Genomic DNA, 17,346 nt, shown 5'->3' with positions numbered 1-17,346 from the left:
GGCTCCTTCGGGTGTGGGTGGGTGGGGGCGCGCGCACGTGGTGACCAGGTCCGGGGCCTCAACTGGGGTGAGGGTGGGGGTACTTCCTCGGGGCGCGGGGGGTGGTTCGTCTCTGACGGTACGGTCAGCCGTGAGTTGAGTTCAATCGTGAACGCCACTTACGACCCATGTGGGTGACATCGGAAGTAACGGGTCGACGCCGCTCCCGTGATCGCGGCACACTGCGCACGGTTCAGAGGGAGGGAACATGCCACCACGGAGCAGCCCCAGCGAACGTCAACGACGTCTGGGCGCGGAGCTGCGCAAACTCCGGCTACGCGCACACATGTCGACCGACGACGCCGCCGCGTTGCTGGAGGGCGAGCGCACTCGGGTCAGTCACATCGAGGCCGGGCGGCTCAATGTCTCCCACAACCGGCTGTACAAGTTGCTCCGCGCGTACGACTGCCCAGCGGGACCGCACTTCGACGAGCTCATGAGCATGGCCCAGGCGAGCGGGAAGGGTTGGTGGGACGAGTTCGACGACACGATCGGCCCCACCGCCCGGAACCTGGCAGAGCTGGAGTCACGGTCCGCCGTACTGCGCACACACGAGCCGCTGTTCATCCCCGGCATGCTCCAGACGGAGGAATACGCGCGCACCGTCCTCGGCGAAACCGAGGAGGACCCTCAACGAGCCGACCGTTACGTCAAGTTCCGCCTCGCCCGCCAGCGCGTCCTACAAGGCGATGCGGCCGTGACGTACCGGTCAGTCATCCACGAAGCGGCGCTGCACACCCTGATCGGCGGCCCTCAGGTCATGCGCAGGCAACTCCTCCGCTTGATCGAGGTCTCCCGACTGCCCAATGTGACCGTGCAGATCTTCCCGTTCGAGGGCGGGGGCTACTCCGCGTACAGCGGTTCGTTCGCCATCTTCGGAGGCGTGGCGAACGCGTTGGACACGGTCTACCTGGAGCACCCGCGGAACTCCCTCTTCCTCGGCGATAGCAAGCACCTCGACGAGTACGCCAAAATGTTCGAGCGACTTTCCGAGCTGGCCCTTGCTCCTGTCGATCCCCAGTCGGCACCGGAGACTCATGAGTCCCGCGACTCACTGAGCCTGATCCAGCACGTCATGTACGCCCTCTGAAAGGAACCGCGATGGCCCGACTCACTTGGCAGAAGTCCTCATTCAGCGGCGGCGGCGAAGGCAACTGCGTGGAGCTGGCGACAGCCGCGACCTCGGAACACATCCACCTCCGCGAGAGCGACCGGCCCAACGAGGTCGCCACCACCACACCCCACGCCCTGGCCGGACTGCTCAAGGTCCTCAAGTCAGGTCTGACCGAACGGCGTTGACGATCCTTAACGCGTCCTTGTCGCCCGGCGCACGGTCGGCCCCGTGAGCGACGGCGGAGAATGAACCGGTGACGCCCGTACACGACACTTCGTTACCTGGAAGAGCCGACGATCGACCGCTCAGGAAGAGCCGCCCCAGGTTCCTCGGGCTCTTGGCGTTCGCCGGCTCTCTCGTACTCGTCGCGGTGTGGCTGCTGCTCGGGCCCATGCGCGGCGCCCTGCACGAGGAGCGGGACTTCAGGGCCGCGGTCGCCTGTCCGGAGCGGACGGCCTCGACCGGCTCCGAGGACTGCCTGCGTACCGTGACGGCACGGATCGACCGTACCGAGCCGGTAAATGGGACCAGGTCGGCGGCGTACTGGCTGTACGTCACCGAGCCGGGCGGCAAGAGCGACCGCGCCCGGATCGAGGGGTCCACCGGTCCGGCGTCCCCGACCGCCTGGGCCGGGGCCCGGGTCCAGGTCACCGAGTGGCGGGGGAAGATCCGGTACCTCGACTTCGGAGACGGGCGCCAGTACACGCACGCCGACCCGCGCGGCAGCTACCAGCCCTACTACTCCGCGGGTCTCGGCCTCGGCATCTTCGGCGCGGGTTTCCTCGGGAGCACGTACTGGTGGGCCCGGATCTCCGCCGTCTCTCCCCGGCGCTACCCCTGGCAGGTGTCCGTTTCGATGACGGGCGCGCTCGTCCTCGCGGGGGCCGGTGCCCTCGCGCCCATAATGACCCACGGGGTCAAGGCCGCGCTGCTGTTCGTCGCGTGGGCCACCGGCCTGGTGCTGGTCGGATGCGTCGTGGCCATCCTGGTTCTCCGGCGGCGGCAGAGCGGTGACGACACCGTCGAGGTGACACCGACCGTCCCGGACACCGAACAGTGCTTCCTGGGCGGCATCGTGGGCGAGGTCCCCTACGGCAAGAGCGGCGGTGGCTATCTGGTGGCCGCTCCCGGCCTGCTGGCCCGAACACCCGATCCGACCGGCGCGTTCGCCCGCCAAACCGTACCGCCCACCCTGGTCCCCCAGCGCGTACGCCTGCCCTACTGGTCGGACCGCGACGACTACGGCGCCGGGACGCTGGTGATCGAGTGCCGGGACGGCGAGACTCCCGTACTCATCACCACGAAGAAGGAGAACGTGCCCTGGGTGCTGGGCGCCCTGCAGCCGGTCGCAGCCGGGAGGCCCTAGGTGTGGTGCCCTGTGACGTGGTGATCAACCAGTTGTCCGCAGGGGGGCGTTGATCGCAGCGACCTTCAAAAAGGTGCCCCGGCGGCTCCGGAAATGCCTCCGGGGCGGCCCGGCAAGGGCGTGTGGGCGGCCGCGGGCCATGCCCTCGGAGGCTGGGCGCGCCCTCTCGCTCCGCTTCCCGCAGGGACCCTCCACGCTCCTCCGCACCCCTCCACACATCCGCCCTGACCTGGCCTTTCGCGCCCGCTAGGCCCTACCGTCGCCCTATCGCGGAAGGGGACCGGATGGACCGGAACATACGCACGATCGACGATGTGCTGAAGCTGCTGGACGGCCTGTTCGCGCCGGAGGCCGACCGGTGGACGAGCGGCGGCGCCGCCTGGTGGGACGGCTTCTACGCCGACCGCTCCAGGCCCGTACCGTTCTTCGTCGCGAAGCCGGACGAGAACCTGGTCGGATACCTCGCCGAGAACCTGATCGCCCCGGGCCGCGCCCTCGATCTGGGCTGCGGACCGGGGCGCAACGCCCTGCATCTGGCCGCCGCGGGCTTCCAGGTGGACGCGGTCGACCTGTCCCCGGCGGCGATCGCCTGGGCCGAGGACCGTACGCGCGAGGCCGGGGCCGCGATCCGTTTCCACTGCGGCGACGCGTTCGCGCTGACCCCTGACGAGTTGGACGGCCCTTACGACCTGATCTACGACTCGGGCTGTTTCCACCATCTGCCGCCGCACCGCCGTATCAGCTACCTCGCCCTGCTCGATCGCGTCCTCGCCCCGGGCGGCCATCTCGCCCTCACCTGCTTCGCCGCCGGCGAGATGGGTTCCGAACTCCCCGATCAGGCCTTCTACCAGCAGTCCGCGCTGCACGGCGGACTCGCCTACACGCCCGAGTCCCTGCGCTGGGTCTTCTTTGACCTGACCGAGGTCGAACTGCGCCGCATGCGCGACGAGCCGCCCGAGTCCGCGCTCTTCGGTGAGCCCTTCCTCTGGACGGCCCTGTTCCGCCGCGACGGGTAACCCCCGAGCGGGATCGGTTACTTGTACGCGCCGAACGCCTTCGAGAACGCCCCCGCGTCCTGCGCGGTCGAGCTGCAGGTCGCGTCGGCGGAGTTTTTCGCGCCGCCCGCGCACTGCTTGTCGCGGGTGGCGGACCACATGGAGAGCCAGCCGAGGCCCTTCGACTTGGCGAAGTCGACCAGTTGGGTCGCGTCGTCGACCTTGAAGATCTCGGAGGCGACGTCGTTGACGCCGATCATCGGGGTGACGGCGACGGACTTCCACGCCGCGCTGTCCGACAGCCCGAGAACACTCTTCACCTGGGCCTGGGTGGCGGTGGCGGCCTGCTCGGCGTAGGTGCCCATGTCGCCGCTGTACGCGGGGCCGTAGTCCATCGCCATGATGTTGACCGCGGAGATCTTCACGCCGTTCGACTTGGCGTCGGAGAGCAGGTTCACGCCGTCCTGGGTCAGGCCCTCGGGCATGACCGGGAGGGTGAAGGACACGTCCAGGTCCGGGTGTTGCCGCTGGAGCTTCGCGATCGCCTTCGCACGGCTGGTGTTCGCGGCCGTGTTCGGCAGCGCGCCACCCTCGATGTCGAAGTCGACCTTGGTCAGGTCGTACGCGTCCACGGCCTTCCCGTACGCCGCCGCCAGCGCGTCCGCCGACGCACAGGTCGTCGCCAGCTCCGAGCCCGAGGCTCCACCGAAGGACACGCGGACGTCGCCGCCCTTCGCCCGCAGCGCGCCGATCTGCGACGCCACGCCGTCACTGGCGAGGTCGGTCACCCCGCCCCACTTCGGCGTACAGCCGCCGCCGTCGGTGATGAAGGCCAGGTTGTAGTCCTTCACACCGGTGGCCGTGGCGCTGCCGACCAGGTCGAAGGCCGGGTAGAGGGAGGTGTCGACATACGGCGCGAAGCCCGCGCCGGTCGTCGTGCCACTGCCGGTGGTCTCCGAGGCGGAGGGCGTGGGGGTGGGAGTGGGGGTGGGGGTGGCCGTGGGGGTCGGGGTCGGTGTGGGGGGCCGCGTGGCAGTGGGGGTGGGGGTCGGCGACTGGGGCGGGCGGCCGCTCGGCTCCGGCGTCGCGCCGTCGTCCACCGAGCACTTGGCGCCGTCGATGACACAGCCCTTCGGATCCGCGGTGCCTTTCACGACGAAGCCGACGGTGACCGACTCCCCGGCCGCCAGCCCGTCCTTGTCCCACGACGGCGGCTTCACGGTGACGTGCTGCCCGCTCACCGTCGACGTCCCGTTCCACAGAGAGCTGAGCTCGGCGCCCGAGGGCAGGTCGAACTCCAGCGTCCAGTCCCCCTTCGCCCGGCCGGTGTCGTTGGTGATGACGTACTGCGCGGTGTAGCCCGTCGACCAGTCACTGGTCTTGGTGTACACGGCGCCCACGCCGGCCGCCAACGCGGTCCCCGAGAACAGGAAGGCGCCACCGCCGACCACGGCCGCGGCGACGATCCCGCCTATCGCCTTGTTCCTGCCACTGACCTTGCGCCGGTGCGTGCTGCTCATGGCGTGTGCCTGCCTTCTCGGTTCACTGGGGTGGGGTGCGGCAGCACGCTAGCGATCCGGAATCGGGCAAAGCGCCTCATCAGGACGCCCGTTGGCGATGTTATGGCGCGCTTAAGGAAGGCATGGGGGACGGTTAAAGGTAGAGACCAATCCGGGCTTCACACCCGGCTCACACCCATGCCCCGCCTACGACGCCGCACCGATCCCCTGTGCCCGCGCCGCACCGGAGCCCGCCCGTCCAGCTGGATCCATATCCGCACCTCGGTGCCGCCCAGCACCGACGAACCGATCCGCACGTCCCCGCCCGTCGTCTCCGCGAGCCGGCGGACGATGTCCAGGCCGAGGCCGGTCGAGCCGTCGTTGCCGGAGCCCTTCCCCCGCGCCATCGCCGCCTCCGGGTCCAGGATGCCCGGGCCCGCGTCCGACACCAGCACGATCACCGCGTCCTCGCTGTTGTGCACGTCGACCGCGAAGGCCGTGCCCTCCAGGGTGTGCCGGAACACGTTCCCGAGGAGTGCGTCGAGCGCGGCGACGAGGTCCGCCCGGGCGACCGGTATGCGTACGGGCCGGTCCACTCCCGCCACCCGCACCTTGCGCCCCTCGTCCTCGGCGAGCGCCGACCAGAAGTCCATCCGCTCGCGGACGACCTCCGACGCGTCGCACCCGGCGCCGATGACCGCCGCCGTCTGCGGCTTGGACTCCCGGGCCGTCCTGATGATCGTGTCGACCTCCCGCTCCAACTGCGCCACCGCCGCCCGCGTCTGCTCGGCGGCCGGCCCGTCACCGAGCGAGGCCGTGTTGAGCCGTAGCACGGTCAGCGGGGTGCGCAGACGATGGGAGAGGTCAGCGGCCAACTCCCGCTCATTGGCCAGAAGCTGTACGACCTGATCCGCCATCGAGTTGAACGCCACCGCCGCCAGCCGCAGTTCGGTCGGCCCCTCCTCGGGCACCCTCGCGCCGAGCTTCCCCTCCCCCAGTTCATGCGCGCCCTCGACCAGCCGCTGCGCCGGCTGCACCATCCGTACTCCCAGCCGGTCGGCGACCGCGACCGAGCCGATGATGAGCGCGACCCCGACCGCGGCGAGCACCGCCCAGGCCGTGCCGACCCCGTTGCTGACCTCGGACTCGGGGACGTACACCTCGACGACCGCGATCTCGCCTGAGCTCAGCGCGGTGGGCTGGAGCAGGATGGAACCGCCCGGGACCTCCGCGGTGGAGGCCCGGCCGATGCTGCGCGTGGTCGCGATGTCCTTGGCCGCGGCGCGCTGTCGTCCGATGTCGACCGCCTTGGCGCCGTCACTCGCCGGTATGTGCACGGCCATCCCGTCGTCCGAGCCGGCGGAGGCGACGACCCGCTCCAACTGCTCCCGGTCGGTGGTGATGGACAGCGCGGGCGCGATGGCCGCGGCCTGCCGCTCGGCGTTCGAGAAGGCGCGGTCCCTGGCCATCTCCTTGATGACGAGGCCCAGCGGGACCGCGAAGGCCACCACGACCATCGTGGTCACCGCCACGCACACCTTGACCAGTGCCCACCTCATCGCGGCGGCTCCGAGCTCGGCGGTTCCAGCTTCACGCCGACCCCGCGCAGCGTGTGCAGATAGCGCGGCCTCGCCGCCGTCTCGCCCAGTTTCCGGCGCAGCCACGACAGATGGACGTCGATGGTCTGGTCGTCCCCGTACGACTGCTGCCACACCTCGGCGAGCAGTTCCTTGCGCGCGACGACCACACCCGGCCGGCCGGCGAGAAACGCGAGCAGGTCGAACTCGCGGCGGGTGAGGTCCAGTCGGGCGCCGTCCAGCTCGGCCTGGCGGCGCAGCGGGTCGATGGACAGGCCGCCGACCCGGATGACCGGCGAGGCGGGCGCGTCCCCCGTCGCCCGCGAGCGGCGCAGGACGGCGGCCATCCTCGCGGACAGGTGCTCGACCGAGAACGGTTTGGTCAGATAGTCGTCCGCCCCGTCGTTCAGCAGGCGGACGATCTCCGCTTCGTCGTCCCGCGCGGTGGCGATGATCACCGGGACGTCGGTGATTCCGCGCAGCATCTTCAGGGCCTCGGCCCCGTCCAGATCGGGCAGTCCGAGGTCCAGGATGACGACGTCGAAGGGGTGATGGGCAACCTCGCGCAGCGCCTCAAGTGCGGTGCCGACACTGCGCACCGTGTGCGCGGCTTCGGTCAGATGCCGGATGAGAGCGCTGCGTACGAACTGGTCGTCCTCGACCACGAGCACACTTGCCATGCGCCGCACCGTACGCCATCTGTGCGATGCCGGTCCGGTGCCTGTGGATAACTCAGGCCGCCGTCCTGTCGGATGACATGGGAGACACCCGTGGGGCGGGTGAGGCAGTATGGCCCGCGATGCTCAGAGGATTCGTACACGTACTGGCTTGGTCGCTCGCCACGGGCGCGGCGGTCACGCTGTCGTGGTGGGGCGTCCACACGGTCATGACGGGGACGGCGTACGATCCGCCGCGCGCGCTGCCCATCACGGTGGGCACGGCGACGACGCAGAAGACGAAGCCGCTTGTCTCGCCGACGAGTCGGGCGTCGGCGAGCCCGAGTCCCTCCGCCCCGAAACCGACGACGAGTCCTCGGCCGACCGCGGCCGCGGCCCCCTCGAAGTCGCCCTCCGCCGACCCGAGTCCGGCCGCCTCCGGGCCGGCGGGGCAGGTCAAGAGTTACGACACCGACGGGGGGCGGGCCGCGTTCGATCTCGGCGCGACCTCCGCGACCCTCGTCTCGGCGACGCCGGGGGCGGGGTGGTCGATGCAGGTGTGGAAGACGGAGTCGTGGATCCGGGTGGAGTTCACTTCGGGGGCGGATCGGGTGTCGGTGTTCTGTACGTGGCACGACGGGCCGCCGCGGGTGGAGATCGGCACGTATTAGCTGCGCAGGCCTTGCGGGTCGGGTGCGGGTTTGTTGTGGCTGGGCGCGCCCACACGGCGGAGCCGCATATGTCACAGCCCCGAGGCCCTTACGGGGCGCCCCAGTCCACCTGGGTTCGCAGTTCCCTCGGTCAGCGGAACACCGAAGCCGGCGGGGCCGGGGATGCCACCGCTGTCGCGTCCAGCACCGGTACCGCTCCGCCGGTGAAGTCGGCGAGCTGCTTGCCGTGTTCGAGTCTGGCCGGGTGGGGGTCCGAGGCCGCGCGGCGGGTCAGTTCGGCCAGGGGCAGGGGGTGGTCGGAGGCCACGAGGACGGCGTTGCCGAAGCGTTTGCCGCGCAGGACCGTCGGGTCGGCGATGAGGGCGAGTTCGGGGAAGACGCTGGCGGCGGTGGCGATCTGGCCGCGCAGGTGGGCCAGCGGGGGCCCGTCGGCGAGGTTGGCGGCGTACAGGCCACCGGGTTTGACGGTTCTGCGGACGTCGGTGAGGAACTCGACCGAGGTCAGGTGGGCGGGTGTGCGGGCGCCGCTGAACACGTCCGCGATCACCAGGTCCGCCCAGCCGTCGGGGACCTTGGCGAGGCCTTCACGGGCGTCCAGGGAGCGCACCCGGATGCGGGCGTTCGGGTCCAGGGGGAGTTCGCGGCGGACCAGTTGGACGAGGGCCCCGTCGCGTTCGACGACCTGCTGGGTGGAGCGGGGGCGGGTCGCGGCGGTGTATCGGGCCAGGGTGAAGGCGCCGCCGCCGAGGTGGACGGCGTGCACGGGCTTGCCGGGCGGGGCCACGAGGTCGATGACGTGGCCGAGGCGGCGCTGGTACTCGAAGCTCAGATGGGCGGGGTCGTCGAGGTCGACGTGGGACTGGGGCGCGCCGTCGATGAGGAGGGTCCAGGCGCGCGGGCGGTCCCGGTCGGGTATCAGCTCGGCGAGGCCGCCCTCGACCGTCTCGACGACGGCGTCGGCGGACGCCTGCCCGCGGCGCGCACCGCGCGACGCTTCACGTGCCGCGCCCCGCGCGTCGTCGGACCGCTTGTTCCTCGACCTTCCCACCCCGCCATTATCAGGGCGTACGGGGAGGTCGGGCCAGCGGCGGCCCGTGCGGGCGACCGGCCGGTGATCACCGCGTCAGCAACAGTTGTCCGCGGCCTCGATCAGCCGGGCCGCCTCACCCAGCGCCGCCCGCAGCACGGCCGGGTCGGTCGCGAGATCCGCGTCACCGGGCGGCAGCAGCCAGTCCGAGCCCTCGACCGGGGGCTCCGGGGTCACCAGGCTGAGGCCGCGGCCGTTGGTCTGGGTGCAGGTGCTGCCGGGCACGTCCCAGGCGTCGGCGGTGCCGGGCGGCACCAGGAAGCCGAGGGTGTCGCAGCCGTCGTCGTGCAGGACGGGTCCGACGAAGTCGCAGGAGCCGCGGCGGAGGATGTCGACCGCCTCCAGCCCCTGACGCGCCGGAACGGTCACGAGGTCGCAGTCGGCGACCGGCTCCGGCGGGGCGCCGCACTCGGGGGACAGCCTGTGCTCGGCGGTCGACAGCGGCGTACGAAACTCGGTGCTCTCCATCCCGGCCTCCAACACGGAACCCCTCCTCCTGCACGAGCGGGTCGGGAGTTCGGGTGCGCTCCCGGTCCACAGGGCTCAACGCGTCAGAACGTCAACGGCTACGGCGTAACACAGCCACAAAGGATGGCAGTTCATGGCAGATCGTGCATGAGATATCCGTTTTGTAGCCAAACCCAGCGTGTCGACGCCGTCACAGCAGGTACGTTCTTGCTCCGCCGGGACGAGGCGACACACGGTACGACACGGACAACTCGCCTCGAGTCCGGCATGGTTCGACGGTTCGTAAGAGAGGGCCCGGCCATGGCGTCGTCAGCGGTGACCTCGTCCCAGTCCCCCCGGCCACCACGGCCGAATCTCGCCTTCCGGCGGCTGCGCGGACAGCGCTCGCCGGGCGAGTTCGCCGCGGCGGTGCGGAGGGCCGCGCGCGAGATCGGCGAGCGGGTCAGCTGTGACGCGCGCTACATCGGACGGGTGGAGGCAGGCGAGATCCGCTGCCCCAACTACGCCTACGAACGGGTGTTCTTGCACATGTTCCCCGGCCGCACGCTGACCGATCTGGGCTTCTCGCCCCGCTCGTCCGTACGCGGCCGGGGGGCGCGCGGCACGGACGAGGCGTCCCCTCCCCACACCACGAGCCCGACGTACGCCACTGGTGAGACGGAGGAGACGCACGAGACGTATGACACGCAGGACCCGTATGACACGCACGAGAACCACGAGGAGAGCGACGTGCAACGTCGCGCATTCATGACTGGAGGCACCGCCACCGTGGCGGCTGCCTCACTGGGCCCCTTCGGGGTCGCCTTCGGCGCTCCGGCCGCGGCCGCGGACCGTCGTGGCCACCGGGTGGGGACGTCCGAGGCGGGCGCCCTCGAAGAGGCCGTCCGCCGGATCCGGCTGCTCGACGACCGGCACGGGGCCGACGGCCTCTACCGGCGGGCCGCCGCGCCGCTGCGGACCGCCTACGAGCTGCTCGACGCGGGCACCACCCGGCAGACCACCGCCGACCGGCTGTACGCGGGGGCGGGTGAACTGGCGATCTCGGTCGGCTGGTTGGCACACGACTCCGGGCGCTTCGACGACGCGCGCTCGCACTACGCCGAGGCGCTGGCAACCGCCCGGATGGCCGGCGACCCGGCCCTCGAGGCGCACGCCTTCTGCAACACGGCGTTCCTGGCACGCGACGCGGGGCGCCCCCGCGAGGCCGTGCGCGCGGCGCAGGCGGCACAGCGCGCGGCGCGCCCGCTCGGCTCCCCGCGGCTGCTGTCGCTGCTCGCGCTGCGCGAGGCGGGCGGCTGGGCCGGACTCGCCGACCGCCCGGGGTGCGAGCAGGCACTCGTCCGCGCGCAGACGCTCTTCGAGCGCGGCCCCTCGGAGACCGATCCCGAGTGGATGACCTTCTACGGAGAGGCCGAACTGGAGGGTCTGGAGGCGCAGTGCTGGTCGACGCTGGGCGACTGGACCCGCGCGGCCCGGCACGCCCGGCGCGCCGCGCACCTCCAGGACCCGCACTTCACCCGGAACATCGCCCTCTACACGGCCGAGCTCGCCGACGACCTCGCGCGCGGCGGCCGCCCCGACGAGGCCGCCCTCGCGGGTCTGCGCGTCCTCGACCTGCTGGGCGAGGTCCAGTCGTCGCGTATCCAGACCATGTTGGCGGGCACCGCGCGCGTACTGCTGCCGCACCGCCGGGCGTCGGGGGTCTCCGCGTTCCTGGAGCGCCACGCGAGTCTGCCGCGCATCCCGTGATCCCTACGGTCGGACGGCGCTCACGCGGTCAGGTGTCCGCAGTCGTTCCACGCCTCGATCGCGGGCTCTCCGTAAGCCCAGCCGAGCACCGACAGCGAGGTCGGGTTGAGGCGGATACGGGCGGCGAAGTCGAGCGGGAGGCCGAGCCAGCGGGCGCCGATCGAACGCAGGATGTGCCCGTGCGCGAAGACCAGCACATCCCGGTCCTGCGCGCGGGCCCACGCGACGACCTCGTCCGCGCGCGCCGTGACCTGCTCCAGGGTCTCCCCCTCGGGGACGCCGTCACGCCAGATGAACCAGCCCGGGCGGACCGCCTGGATCTCCGCCGGGGTCATGCCTTCGTACGCTCCGTAGTCCCACTCCATGAGCGTGTCCCAGGCGGTGGCACGCTCGCCGAAGCCGGCCAGTTCGCACGTCTCACGCGCGCGGGCCAGCGGACTGGTGCGCACCTCGACGCCGGGGAGCCCGTCGAAGGGCGCCCGGTGCAGTCGCTCCCCCAGCACCTTGGCGCCGCGTCGGCCCTCTTCCAGGAGCGGGATGTCGGTCCTGCCGGTGTGCTTGCCGGACAGTGACCACTCCGTCTGACCGTGCCGGGCCAGCAGGATGCGCGGTGCCATGGAGAGAAGCCTTTCCGGTTCGCGTGAAGGACGTACGGGACGAGGAGGAGACGCGGACCTGGGGGATGGGTGATTCCATCATCGCTCACCGGCGCATCGGGCAACCCGGTGGCCGATCTCTGCGTCTTTGACGACCGGGGGCGCCTCCTCAGGCCGTTCACATACACCGTAAAATCGCATGGTCGCGTCACCGGACCGCAATCGGCTGGTCACGCAAGCAGCAACCACAGGTCACGCAAGCAGATGGGGGAGGGCGATCGGATGCCGCAGACCGATGCACGGCGAACCGAGGCGGCACCACGCGCCCGGCTCCGCCGGTGGACCGAGCTGCGGACCGCCGCCGCGTCCCACACCCGGCTGCGCTGGTGGACCGAGCTGCCACTGCTCGTGCTGGTGTACGCGTCGTACTCGGCGGGCCGGCTGCTCGCCCGGGGCAACACCCACGACGCCGTGGACCACGGCCTCGAGATCCTGCGCATCGAGAAGGCCCTCCACCTCAACGCCGAGCACCCGCTGAACCGGTTGTTCACCCGCGAGGCCTGGCTCGGCGTCCCCGCCGACTTCTGGTACGCGTCGCTGCACTATCTGGTGACGCCCGCGATCCTCATCTGGCTCTTCCGCTCCCGGGCCGTGCGCTACCGCGCCGCCCGTACCTGGCTGATGACCTCCACGCTGATCGGCCTCATCGGCTTCACGCTGCTGCCGACCTGCCCGCCCCGGCTGCTCTCCGCGGGCCACGGCTTCGTCGACACGATGGCCCAGTACAGCTCGTACGGCTGGTGGGGCGGCGAGGCGAGCGCACCGCGCGGCCTCGGCGGCATGACCAACCAGTACGCGGCGATGCCCAGCCTGCACGTGGGCTGGTCGCTGTGGTGCGGAGTGATGCTGTGGCGCCACGGCCGCACCCGCGTCGCCCGGCTCGCGGGCATCGCCTATCCGCTGCTGACCACGATCGTCGTGATGGGCACCGCCAACCACTACTTCCTCGACGCGGTGGCGGGTGTCACGGTGATGGGGATCGGGCTACTGCTGGCCCCGTACGTGATGCGGCTCGCGGACCGCGTGCGGGAGTCGCTGGGTGCCCGCATCCCGTGGATCGCGGACGCCTCGCGCGGCACACGTTCCTCGATTGTCAGTGGTGGATGCCAGACTTCCGCGGGTGAGCGAATTCCCCGACAGCGCGAGTCCCTACCCGGGCCCGAAGCCGAACCGGGTGCCTCCCCCAAGGACGCCGGGGAAGGCGCTGCGACAGCGGCTCGCTGAGCTGCGCGGTCCCGCCGTACCACCGAAGGCGCTGGACGCGCGGGCCCTCGCGGCGCTCGCCGCGAACCCCGGGTGCGAGCGGCGCGCCCTGCTGGACGGCGCGGGCGTCGACAAGGCGAAGCTGGCGGACGCACTGGGCTCGCCGTCCGCCTTCGGCCAGTCCCAGTTCGCCTTCATGCGGGGAAACGCGTTCGAGGCGCGGGTCAAGGCCGACGGCGGCGCGGAGCTGCTGCGGCTGGTGCACGAGAAGCTGGACCCGGGCGCCGAGCCGCCCACGGCCGGTGTCGTCCCCGACCTGAGCGCGGTCGGCCCCGAGGGGCGCGCGGCCCGTACGGCGCTCGCTCTGCGCGAGGCCACCACGGCCGGCGTCTGGACCCTGCTCGACCACCCCATGCTCGCCCTCGACGTCGCGGGCTCCCCCGCCTTCCTGGAGCCGGACGCCGTCGTCGTCCACCCCGACGGAAGCTGGACGGTCGTCGAGATCAAGTCCTTCCCGATGCTGGACGGCTCCGCGGACCCGGCGAAGGTGGGCGCCGCCGCCCGCCAGTCCGCGGTCTACGTGCTCGCCCTGGAGGAGGTCGCCGCGCACCTCGCCCAGGGCGGCGATCCCGCCCCCGAGGTCCGCCACCGGGTCCTGCTGGTCTGCCCCAAGGACTTCTCCAACCTGCCCACCGCGTCCGCCGTCGACATCCGCAAGCAGCGCGCGGTCACCCGCCGTCAGCTGGCCCGCCTCACGCGCGTCGAGGACATCGCGGACACCCTCCCCGAGGGCACCTGTTTCGGCCCCGACCTTCCGGCCGCCGACCTGACGACCGCCGTCGAGTCCGTCCCCGCGGCGTACGCCCCCGAGTGCCTGGCCGCCTGCGAGCTCGCCTTCCACTGCCGTGACCGCTCCCGCGCCGAGGGCGTGGTGACGGCCCTGGGGCGTTCGCTCCGCTCCGAGCTGGGCGGGCTGACGACGATCGGTGAGGTCCTGGCCGCGGCCCACGGCGCGGCCGGGGACCCCGACGACCCGGCGGTCGCTGCCCTGCGCAGGGCCGCGACACTGCGGTCGGAGGCCCTGCGGGGACGCGCGACGCCTCCCACCGGCCGGCCGGAGCTGGGCAGTGAAGTCCTCCCGGAGGTGGCCCCTTGTCGCTGATCGCCACCCTCGCCCGGCTGGAGGCCGTCGAGAGCGGGCGGGCCCAGCCCCTCGCCACCGTGCGGCACCGGCATCTCACCGAGCGGCCCCTGGTGTTCGTACCGCTGACCACCGCGGGTGAGGCCGGGGCCCCGCTCGGTGCGCTGGTCGGCACGGACCGGGACGCGCCCCGCCTGCTGGTCGTGCCCCAGCCCCGGGACCGTGACCTGCGGTTCGCGTTCCTCGCGGAGCTGGCCGATGTCGTGCTGCCGTACGTGGACACGTACGCGGACGTCGTCGAGGCGGCCGAGCGCAGCGAGACCGATCCCGAGACCGGCAAGCGCGTCAAGGTCGAGGTCGAACTGTGCGCGGACGCCCCGCAGCTGATCGTGCCGAGCCGCGCGGGCGTGGAGTTCGTACGGCTCCTCGGCCGCTCCACGCGCTTTCGGCGCACCGCGGAGCAGGAGCCGGAGGCACCCCATCCGGCGCCGCCCCGGGTGCCGTTGCTCGGGCGGTGGCTGACGCACTTCGGGGAGCGGGCCCGGGTGCCCGGCTCGGCCCTGCTGCTCGCCCTCACCGACGTGCTGTCCCGGCACTGGGCGACCGGCCAGAGCAGCCTGGAGGACCAGCACCTGGGGGCGCTGCTCGCCTGGATCGACCCCCCGGAGGGCGCGTCGGGCGCGGAGGCCGCGCTACGGGCCGAGTTGCGGCGGGACGCCCGGGGACAGCTCGTGTGCCCGCCCGCCGGGCCTGCCACCGACCCCGCCTTCGACAACAAACTGCTCGCTCCCACCATCGAGCGCTACGACCGCGCGCGGACCGCCCTGGCCGGCGCCGAGGACGGCCTGGAGGCGGACGACCGGCTCGGTGAACTCACCGCCGCCGAGCACGAGATCCGCGCCCTCGTCGAGCGGGTCACCCGGCCCACCTGGGACGCGGTGTGGCGTGGCCTCGACCTGCTCCGGACGCTCCCCGAGGGCACCCACGCGACCGACCGGTGGACCCGCGACCGCTGGTCGTTCACCGGCCACCGCGACCGGATCACCGCGGGCGAGCCCCCGCAGCCGCGCCGTGACGACGCGGTCACCGCGGCGAACAAACTGGCCACGCGCGAGCGCGAACAGGCCCGCCTGGACGCGCAGGAAGCCCTCGACGATCCGCTGGTCATGGCCGGGCGGCGGCTGGTCGGCGAGGCCTTCGCGGGCGAGGTGACGGACGTCGTCATGGCATACAGCGAGAGCAAACGGCCCAGCCCCCGCCCCCTGGTGACCGTGCGCACGGACGACCGGCCGCACCTCGGGGAGCGCACGAAGGTGTACCGGTCGCTGGGCGGAAAGCCGCAGGCGGCCGAGTTCGTCGGGTACGAGGAGTCACCGGAGGGCGACGGGCGGGGCGACGGTCTGGTGGTCCTGCGGATCGTCGACAAGATGGGGCGCGGCAAGGAGCCCGAGACGGGGTCCGTGCCGGAGAAGGGGGACCTCCTCTGCTTCACGCTCTTCGAGCACGAGCAGCGGGGCGGCGCGAAGCTGCCCGACCCGGAGGAGACCCCGTGGACGCACGGCGGACCGCCGGGAGAGCCCGACGCAGTGCCGCAGCCGGACCCGATGACGGAGGAGGACCTCCTGTGACCACCGTCTTCGATCCCGGAGCCGCGGCCGGCCGCGCCACCGACGCGATCCTGCGCGACACCCTGCACGGCACGCACCGCGGAGTCGTGGTCGACTCGCCCCCGGGTGCCGGGAAATCCACCCTCGTCGTCCGCGCGGCGCTCGAACTAGCCTCCGCCGGGCGCCCGTTGATGGTCATCGCGCAGACCAACGCGCAGGTCGACGACCTGGTACTGCGACTCGCCGAGAAGAACGCGGAGCTGCCGGTGGGGCGCTTGCACAGCAGCGATCCCGACCCCTACGACAAGGCTCTGGACGACCTGCCGAACGTACGCAAGTCCACGAAGGCCGGCGATCTGGCCGGGCTGGACGTGGTCGTGTCGACCGCCGCCAAGTGGGCCCACGTCAAGGGGGTCGAGCCATGGCGGCACGCGATCGTCGACGAGGCCTACCAGATGCGGTCGGACGCGCTGCTGGCCGTGGCGGGGCTCTTCGAGCGGGCGCTGTTCGTCGGCGATCCCGGGCAGTTGGACCCGTTCGCGATCGTCGGCTCGGAGCAGTGGGCGGGGCTGTCGTACGACCCGTCGGCGTCCGCGGTGACGACCCTGCTGGCCCACAACCCCGAACTGCCGCAGCACCGCCTCCCGGTGTCGTGGCGGCTACCGGCCTCGGCGGCGCCGCTGGTCTCGGACGCGTTCTACCCGTACACGCCGTTCCGCAGCGGCACCGGCCATGGTGACCGGAGGCTGAAGTTCGGTGTGGCGTCGGATGGTTCGGGTCCCGACCGGGTCATCGACGAGGCGGCGGAGGCGGGTTGGGGGCTGCTGGAGCTGCCGGCCCGGCACACGCCGCGTACGGACCCCGAGGCGGTACGGGCGGTGGCCCAGGTCGTACGACGGCTGCTGGACCGGGGCGGTGCGGCCACCTCGGAGCGGGCGGACGAACCGGTGCCGCTGACCGCCGACCGGATCGCCGTCGGCACGGCGCACCGGGATCAGGCGGCGGCCGTACGGGCGGCGCTCGCCGACCTCGGGGTCGCGGACGTCACCGTCGACACGGCGAATCGTCTCCAGGGGAGGGAGTTCGACGTCACCGTGGTGCTGCATCCGCTGTCCGGGCGGCCCGACGCGACCGCGTTCCACCTGGAGACGGGGCGGCTGTGCGTCCTCGCCTCACGGCATCGGCACGCGTGCATCGTGGTGTGCCGGGCGGGGGTGACGGAGCTGCTGGACGACCATCCGTCGACGGAGCCGGTGCAGCTGGGCGTCACGGTGAAGTTCCCTGACGGCTGGGAGGCCAATCACGCGGTGCTGTCGCATTTGGCGGAGCATCGGGTGGTGTGGCGCCCGTAGACCCGGGTTCGGCGGCCGTGGATCCACGTTTGGCGGCCGTAGATCCATGTTCGTCGGCCGTGGGTCCGGCTTGCACGGTTGTGCGGGTCAGCTCACACGGGCCTACTTGCGCGGGCGGGGGAGAATGGACGGTGGCCCACCCCCGAAGCGGGCCCCCTGAACCGTA

16 protein-coding genes are annotated in these 17,346 nt (G+C 71.9%); 10 read left to right on the top strand and 6 right to left on the bottom strand.

Going from position 1 to position 17,346, the window contains the following annotated elements:
• Positions 1-247: 247 nt before the first annotated feature.
• The 4 genes from OG568_RS31805 (at position 248) to OG568_RS31790 (ending at position 3,535) form a co-directional block, all read left to right on the top strand.
• Positions 248-1,129 (top strand): helix-turn-helix domain-containing protein, encoded by an 882-nt coding sequence (locus OG568_RS31805; protein ID WP_329534021.1) that lies wholly within the window; start codon positions 248-250, stop codon positions 1,127-1,129.
• Positions 1,130-1,140: 11 nt separating this feature from the next.
• On the top strand, positions 1,141-1,338 hold the full coding sequence (locus OG568_RS31800; protein ID WP_329534020.1) for a DUF397 domain-containing protein: 198 nt from the start codon (positions 1,141-1,143) through the stop codon (positions 1,336-1,338).
• Between the two features lie 152 nt (positions 1,339-1,490).
• A complete protein-coding gene (locus OG568_RS31795) occupies positions 1,491-2,519 on the top strand; it encodes a hypothetical protein (RefSeq protein ID WP_329534019.1) in 1,029 nt (342 codons plus the stop codon).
• A 284-nt stretch (positions 2,520-2,803) separates the two neighbouring features.
• Positions 2,804-3,535, top strand: coding sequence for a class I SAM-dependent methyltransferase (locus OG568_RS31790; RefSeq protein WP_329534018.1), 732 nt, complete (start codon positions 2,804-2,806; stop codon positions 3,533-3,535).
• A 17-nt stretch (positions 3,536-3,552) separates the two neighbouring features.
• Here the strand turns inward: OG568_RS31790 and OG568_RS31785 are convergent, their stop codons facing one another.
• The 3 genes from OG568_RS31785 to OG568_RS31775 all read right to left on the bottom strand — a co-directional run bounded on the left by OG568_RS31785 (position 3,553) and on the right by OG568_RS31775 (position 7,270).
• Entirely contained in the window at positions 3,553-5,034 is a 1,482-nt protein-coding gene (locus OG568_RS31785) for a glycoside hydrolase family 18 protein (RefSeq protein ID WP_329534017.1), read from the bottom strand.
• A gap of 158 nt (positions 5,035-5,192) precedes the next feature.
• Positions 5,193-6,572, bottom strand: coding sequence for a sensor histidine kinase (locus OG568_RS31780; protein ID WP_329534016.1), 1,380 nt, complete (start codon positions 6,570-6,572; stop codon positions 5,193-5,195).
• Entirely contained in the window at positions 6,569-7,270 is a 702-nt protein-coding gene (locus tag OG568_RS31775; protein ID WP_266582624.1) for a response regulator transcription factor, read from the bottom strand. Before OG568_RS31775 ends, OG568_RS31780 begins: the two co-directional genes overlap by 4 nt.
• 119 nt (positions 7,271-7,389) lie before the next feature.
• Between OG568_RS31775 and OG568_RS31770 the strand changes: the two genes are divergently transcribed.
• Entirely contained in the window at positions 7,390-7,917 is a 528-nt protein-coding gene (locus OG568_RS31770) for a hypothetical protein (RefSeq protein ID WP_266421735.1), read from the top strand.
• Positions 7,918-8,047: 130 nt separating this feature from the next.
• Here OG568_RS31770 and OG568_RS31765 read toward each other — a convergent pair whose 3' ends face one another.
• Positions 8,048-8,965 (bottom strand): spermidine synthase, encoded by a 918-nt coding sequence (locus tag OG568_RS31765; protein WP_329534015.1) that lies wholly within the window; start codon positions 8,963-8,965, stop codon positions 8,048-8,050.
• Positions 8,966-9,040: 75 nt separating this feature from the next.
• Positions 9,041-9,472, bottom strand: coding sequence for a hypothetical protein (locus OG568_RS31760; RefSeq protein ID WP_329373906.1), 432 nt, complete (start codon positions 9,470-9,472; stop codon positions 9,041-9,043).
• A gap of 300 nt (positions 9,473-9,772) precedes the next feature.
• On the opposite strand from OG568_RS31760, the gene OG568_RS31755 reads away from it, so the two are divergent.
• Positions 9,773-11,221, top strand: coding sequence for a hypothetical protein (locus OG568_RS31755; protein ID WP_329534014.1), 1,449 nt, complete (start codon positions 9,773-9,775; stop codon positions 11,219-11,221).
• Between the two features lie 20 nt (positions 11,222-11,241).
• On the opposite strand, the gene OG568_RS31750 is transcribed toward OG568_RS31755, so the two are convergent.
• Positions 11,242-11,838 (bottom strand): histidine phosphatase family protein, encoded by a 597-nt coding sequence (locus tag OG568_RS31750; RefSeq protein ID WP_329534013.1) that lies wholly within the window; start codon positions 11,836-11,838, stop codon positions 11,242-11,244.
• A 261-nt stretch (positions 11,839-12,099) separates the two neighbouring features.
• Here OG568_RS31750 and OG568_RS31745 point away from each other — a divergent pair, with 261 nt between their 5' ends.
• The 4 genes from OG568_RS31745 to OG568_RS31730 are packed head-to-tail and all read left to right on the top strand — an operon-like array spanning position 12,100 to position 17,180.
• Positions 12,100-13,101 carry a phosphatase PAP2 family protein gene (locus OG568_RS31745; protein WP_329534012.1) on the top strand — a complete coding sequence of 334 codons (1,002 nt, stop codon included), beginning with the start codon at positions 12,100-12,102 and terminating at the stop codon, positions 13,099-13,101.
• Positions 13,052-14,242: a hypothetical protein gene (locus OG568_RS31740; protein WP_329536513.1), complete on the top strand. Its 1,191-nt coding sequence runs from the start codon at positions 13,052-13,054 to the stop codon at positions 14,240-14,242. Before OG568_RS31745 ends, OG568_RS31740 begins: the two co-directional genes overlap by 50 nt.
• Complete coding sequence (locus OG568_RS31735; protein ID WP_329534011.1) at positions 14,233-15,849, top strand: hypothetical protein; 1,617 nt, start codon at positions 14,233-14,235, stop codon at positions 15,847-15,849. The genes OG568_RS31740 and OG568_RS31735 overlap by 10 nt, the downstream gene beginning before the upstream one ends.
• Positions 15,846-17,180 (top strand): AAA domain-containing protein, encoded by a 1,335-nt coding sequence (locus OG568_RS31730; RefSeq protein ID WP_329534010.1) that lies wholly within the window; start codon positions 15,846-15,848, stop codon positions 17,178-17,180. The genes OG568_RS31735 and OG568_RS31730 overlap by 4 nt, the downstream gene beginning before the upstream one ends.
• The last annotated feature ends 166 nt before the right edge of the window (positions 17,181-17,346 follow it).

Origin of the sequence: Streptomyces sp. NBC_01450 (assembly GCF_036227505.1) — a bacterium.
Lineage (GTDB): Bacteria > Actinomycetota > Actinomycetes > Streptomycetales > Streptomycetaceae > Streptomyces.
The sequence above is the reverse complement of the archived record's forward strand: the minus strand, read 5'-3'. Positions and strand labels throughout refer to the sequence as shown.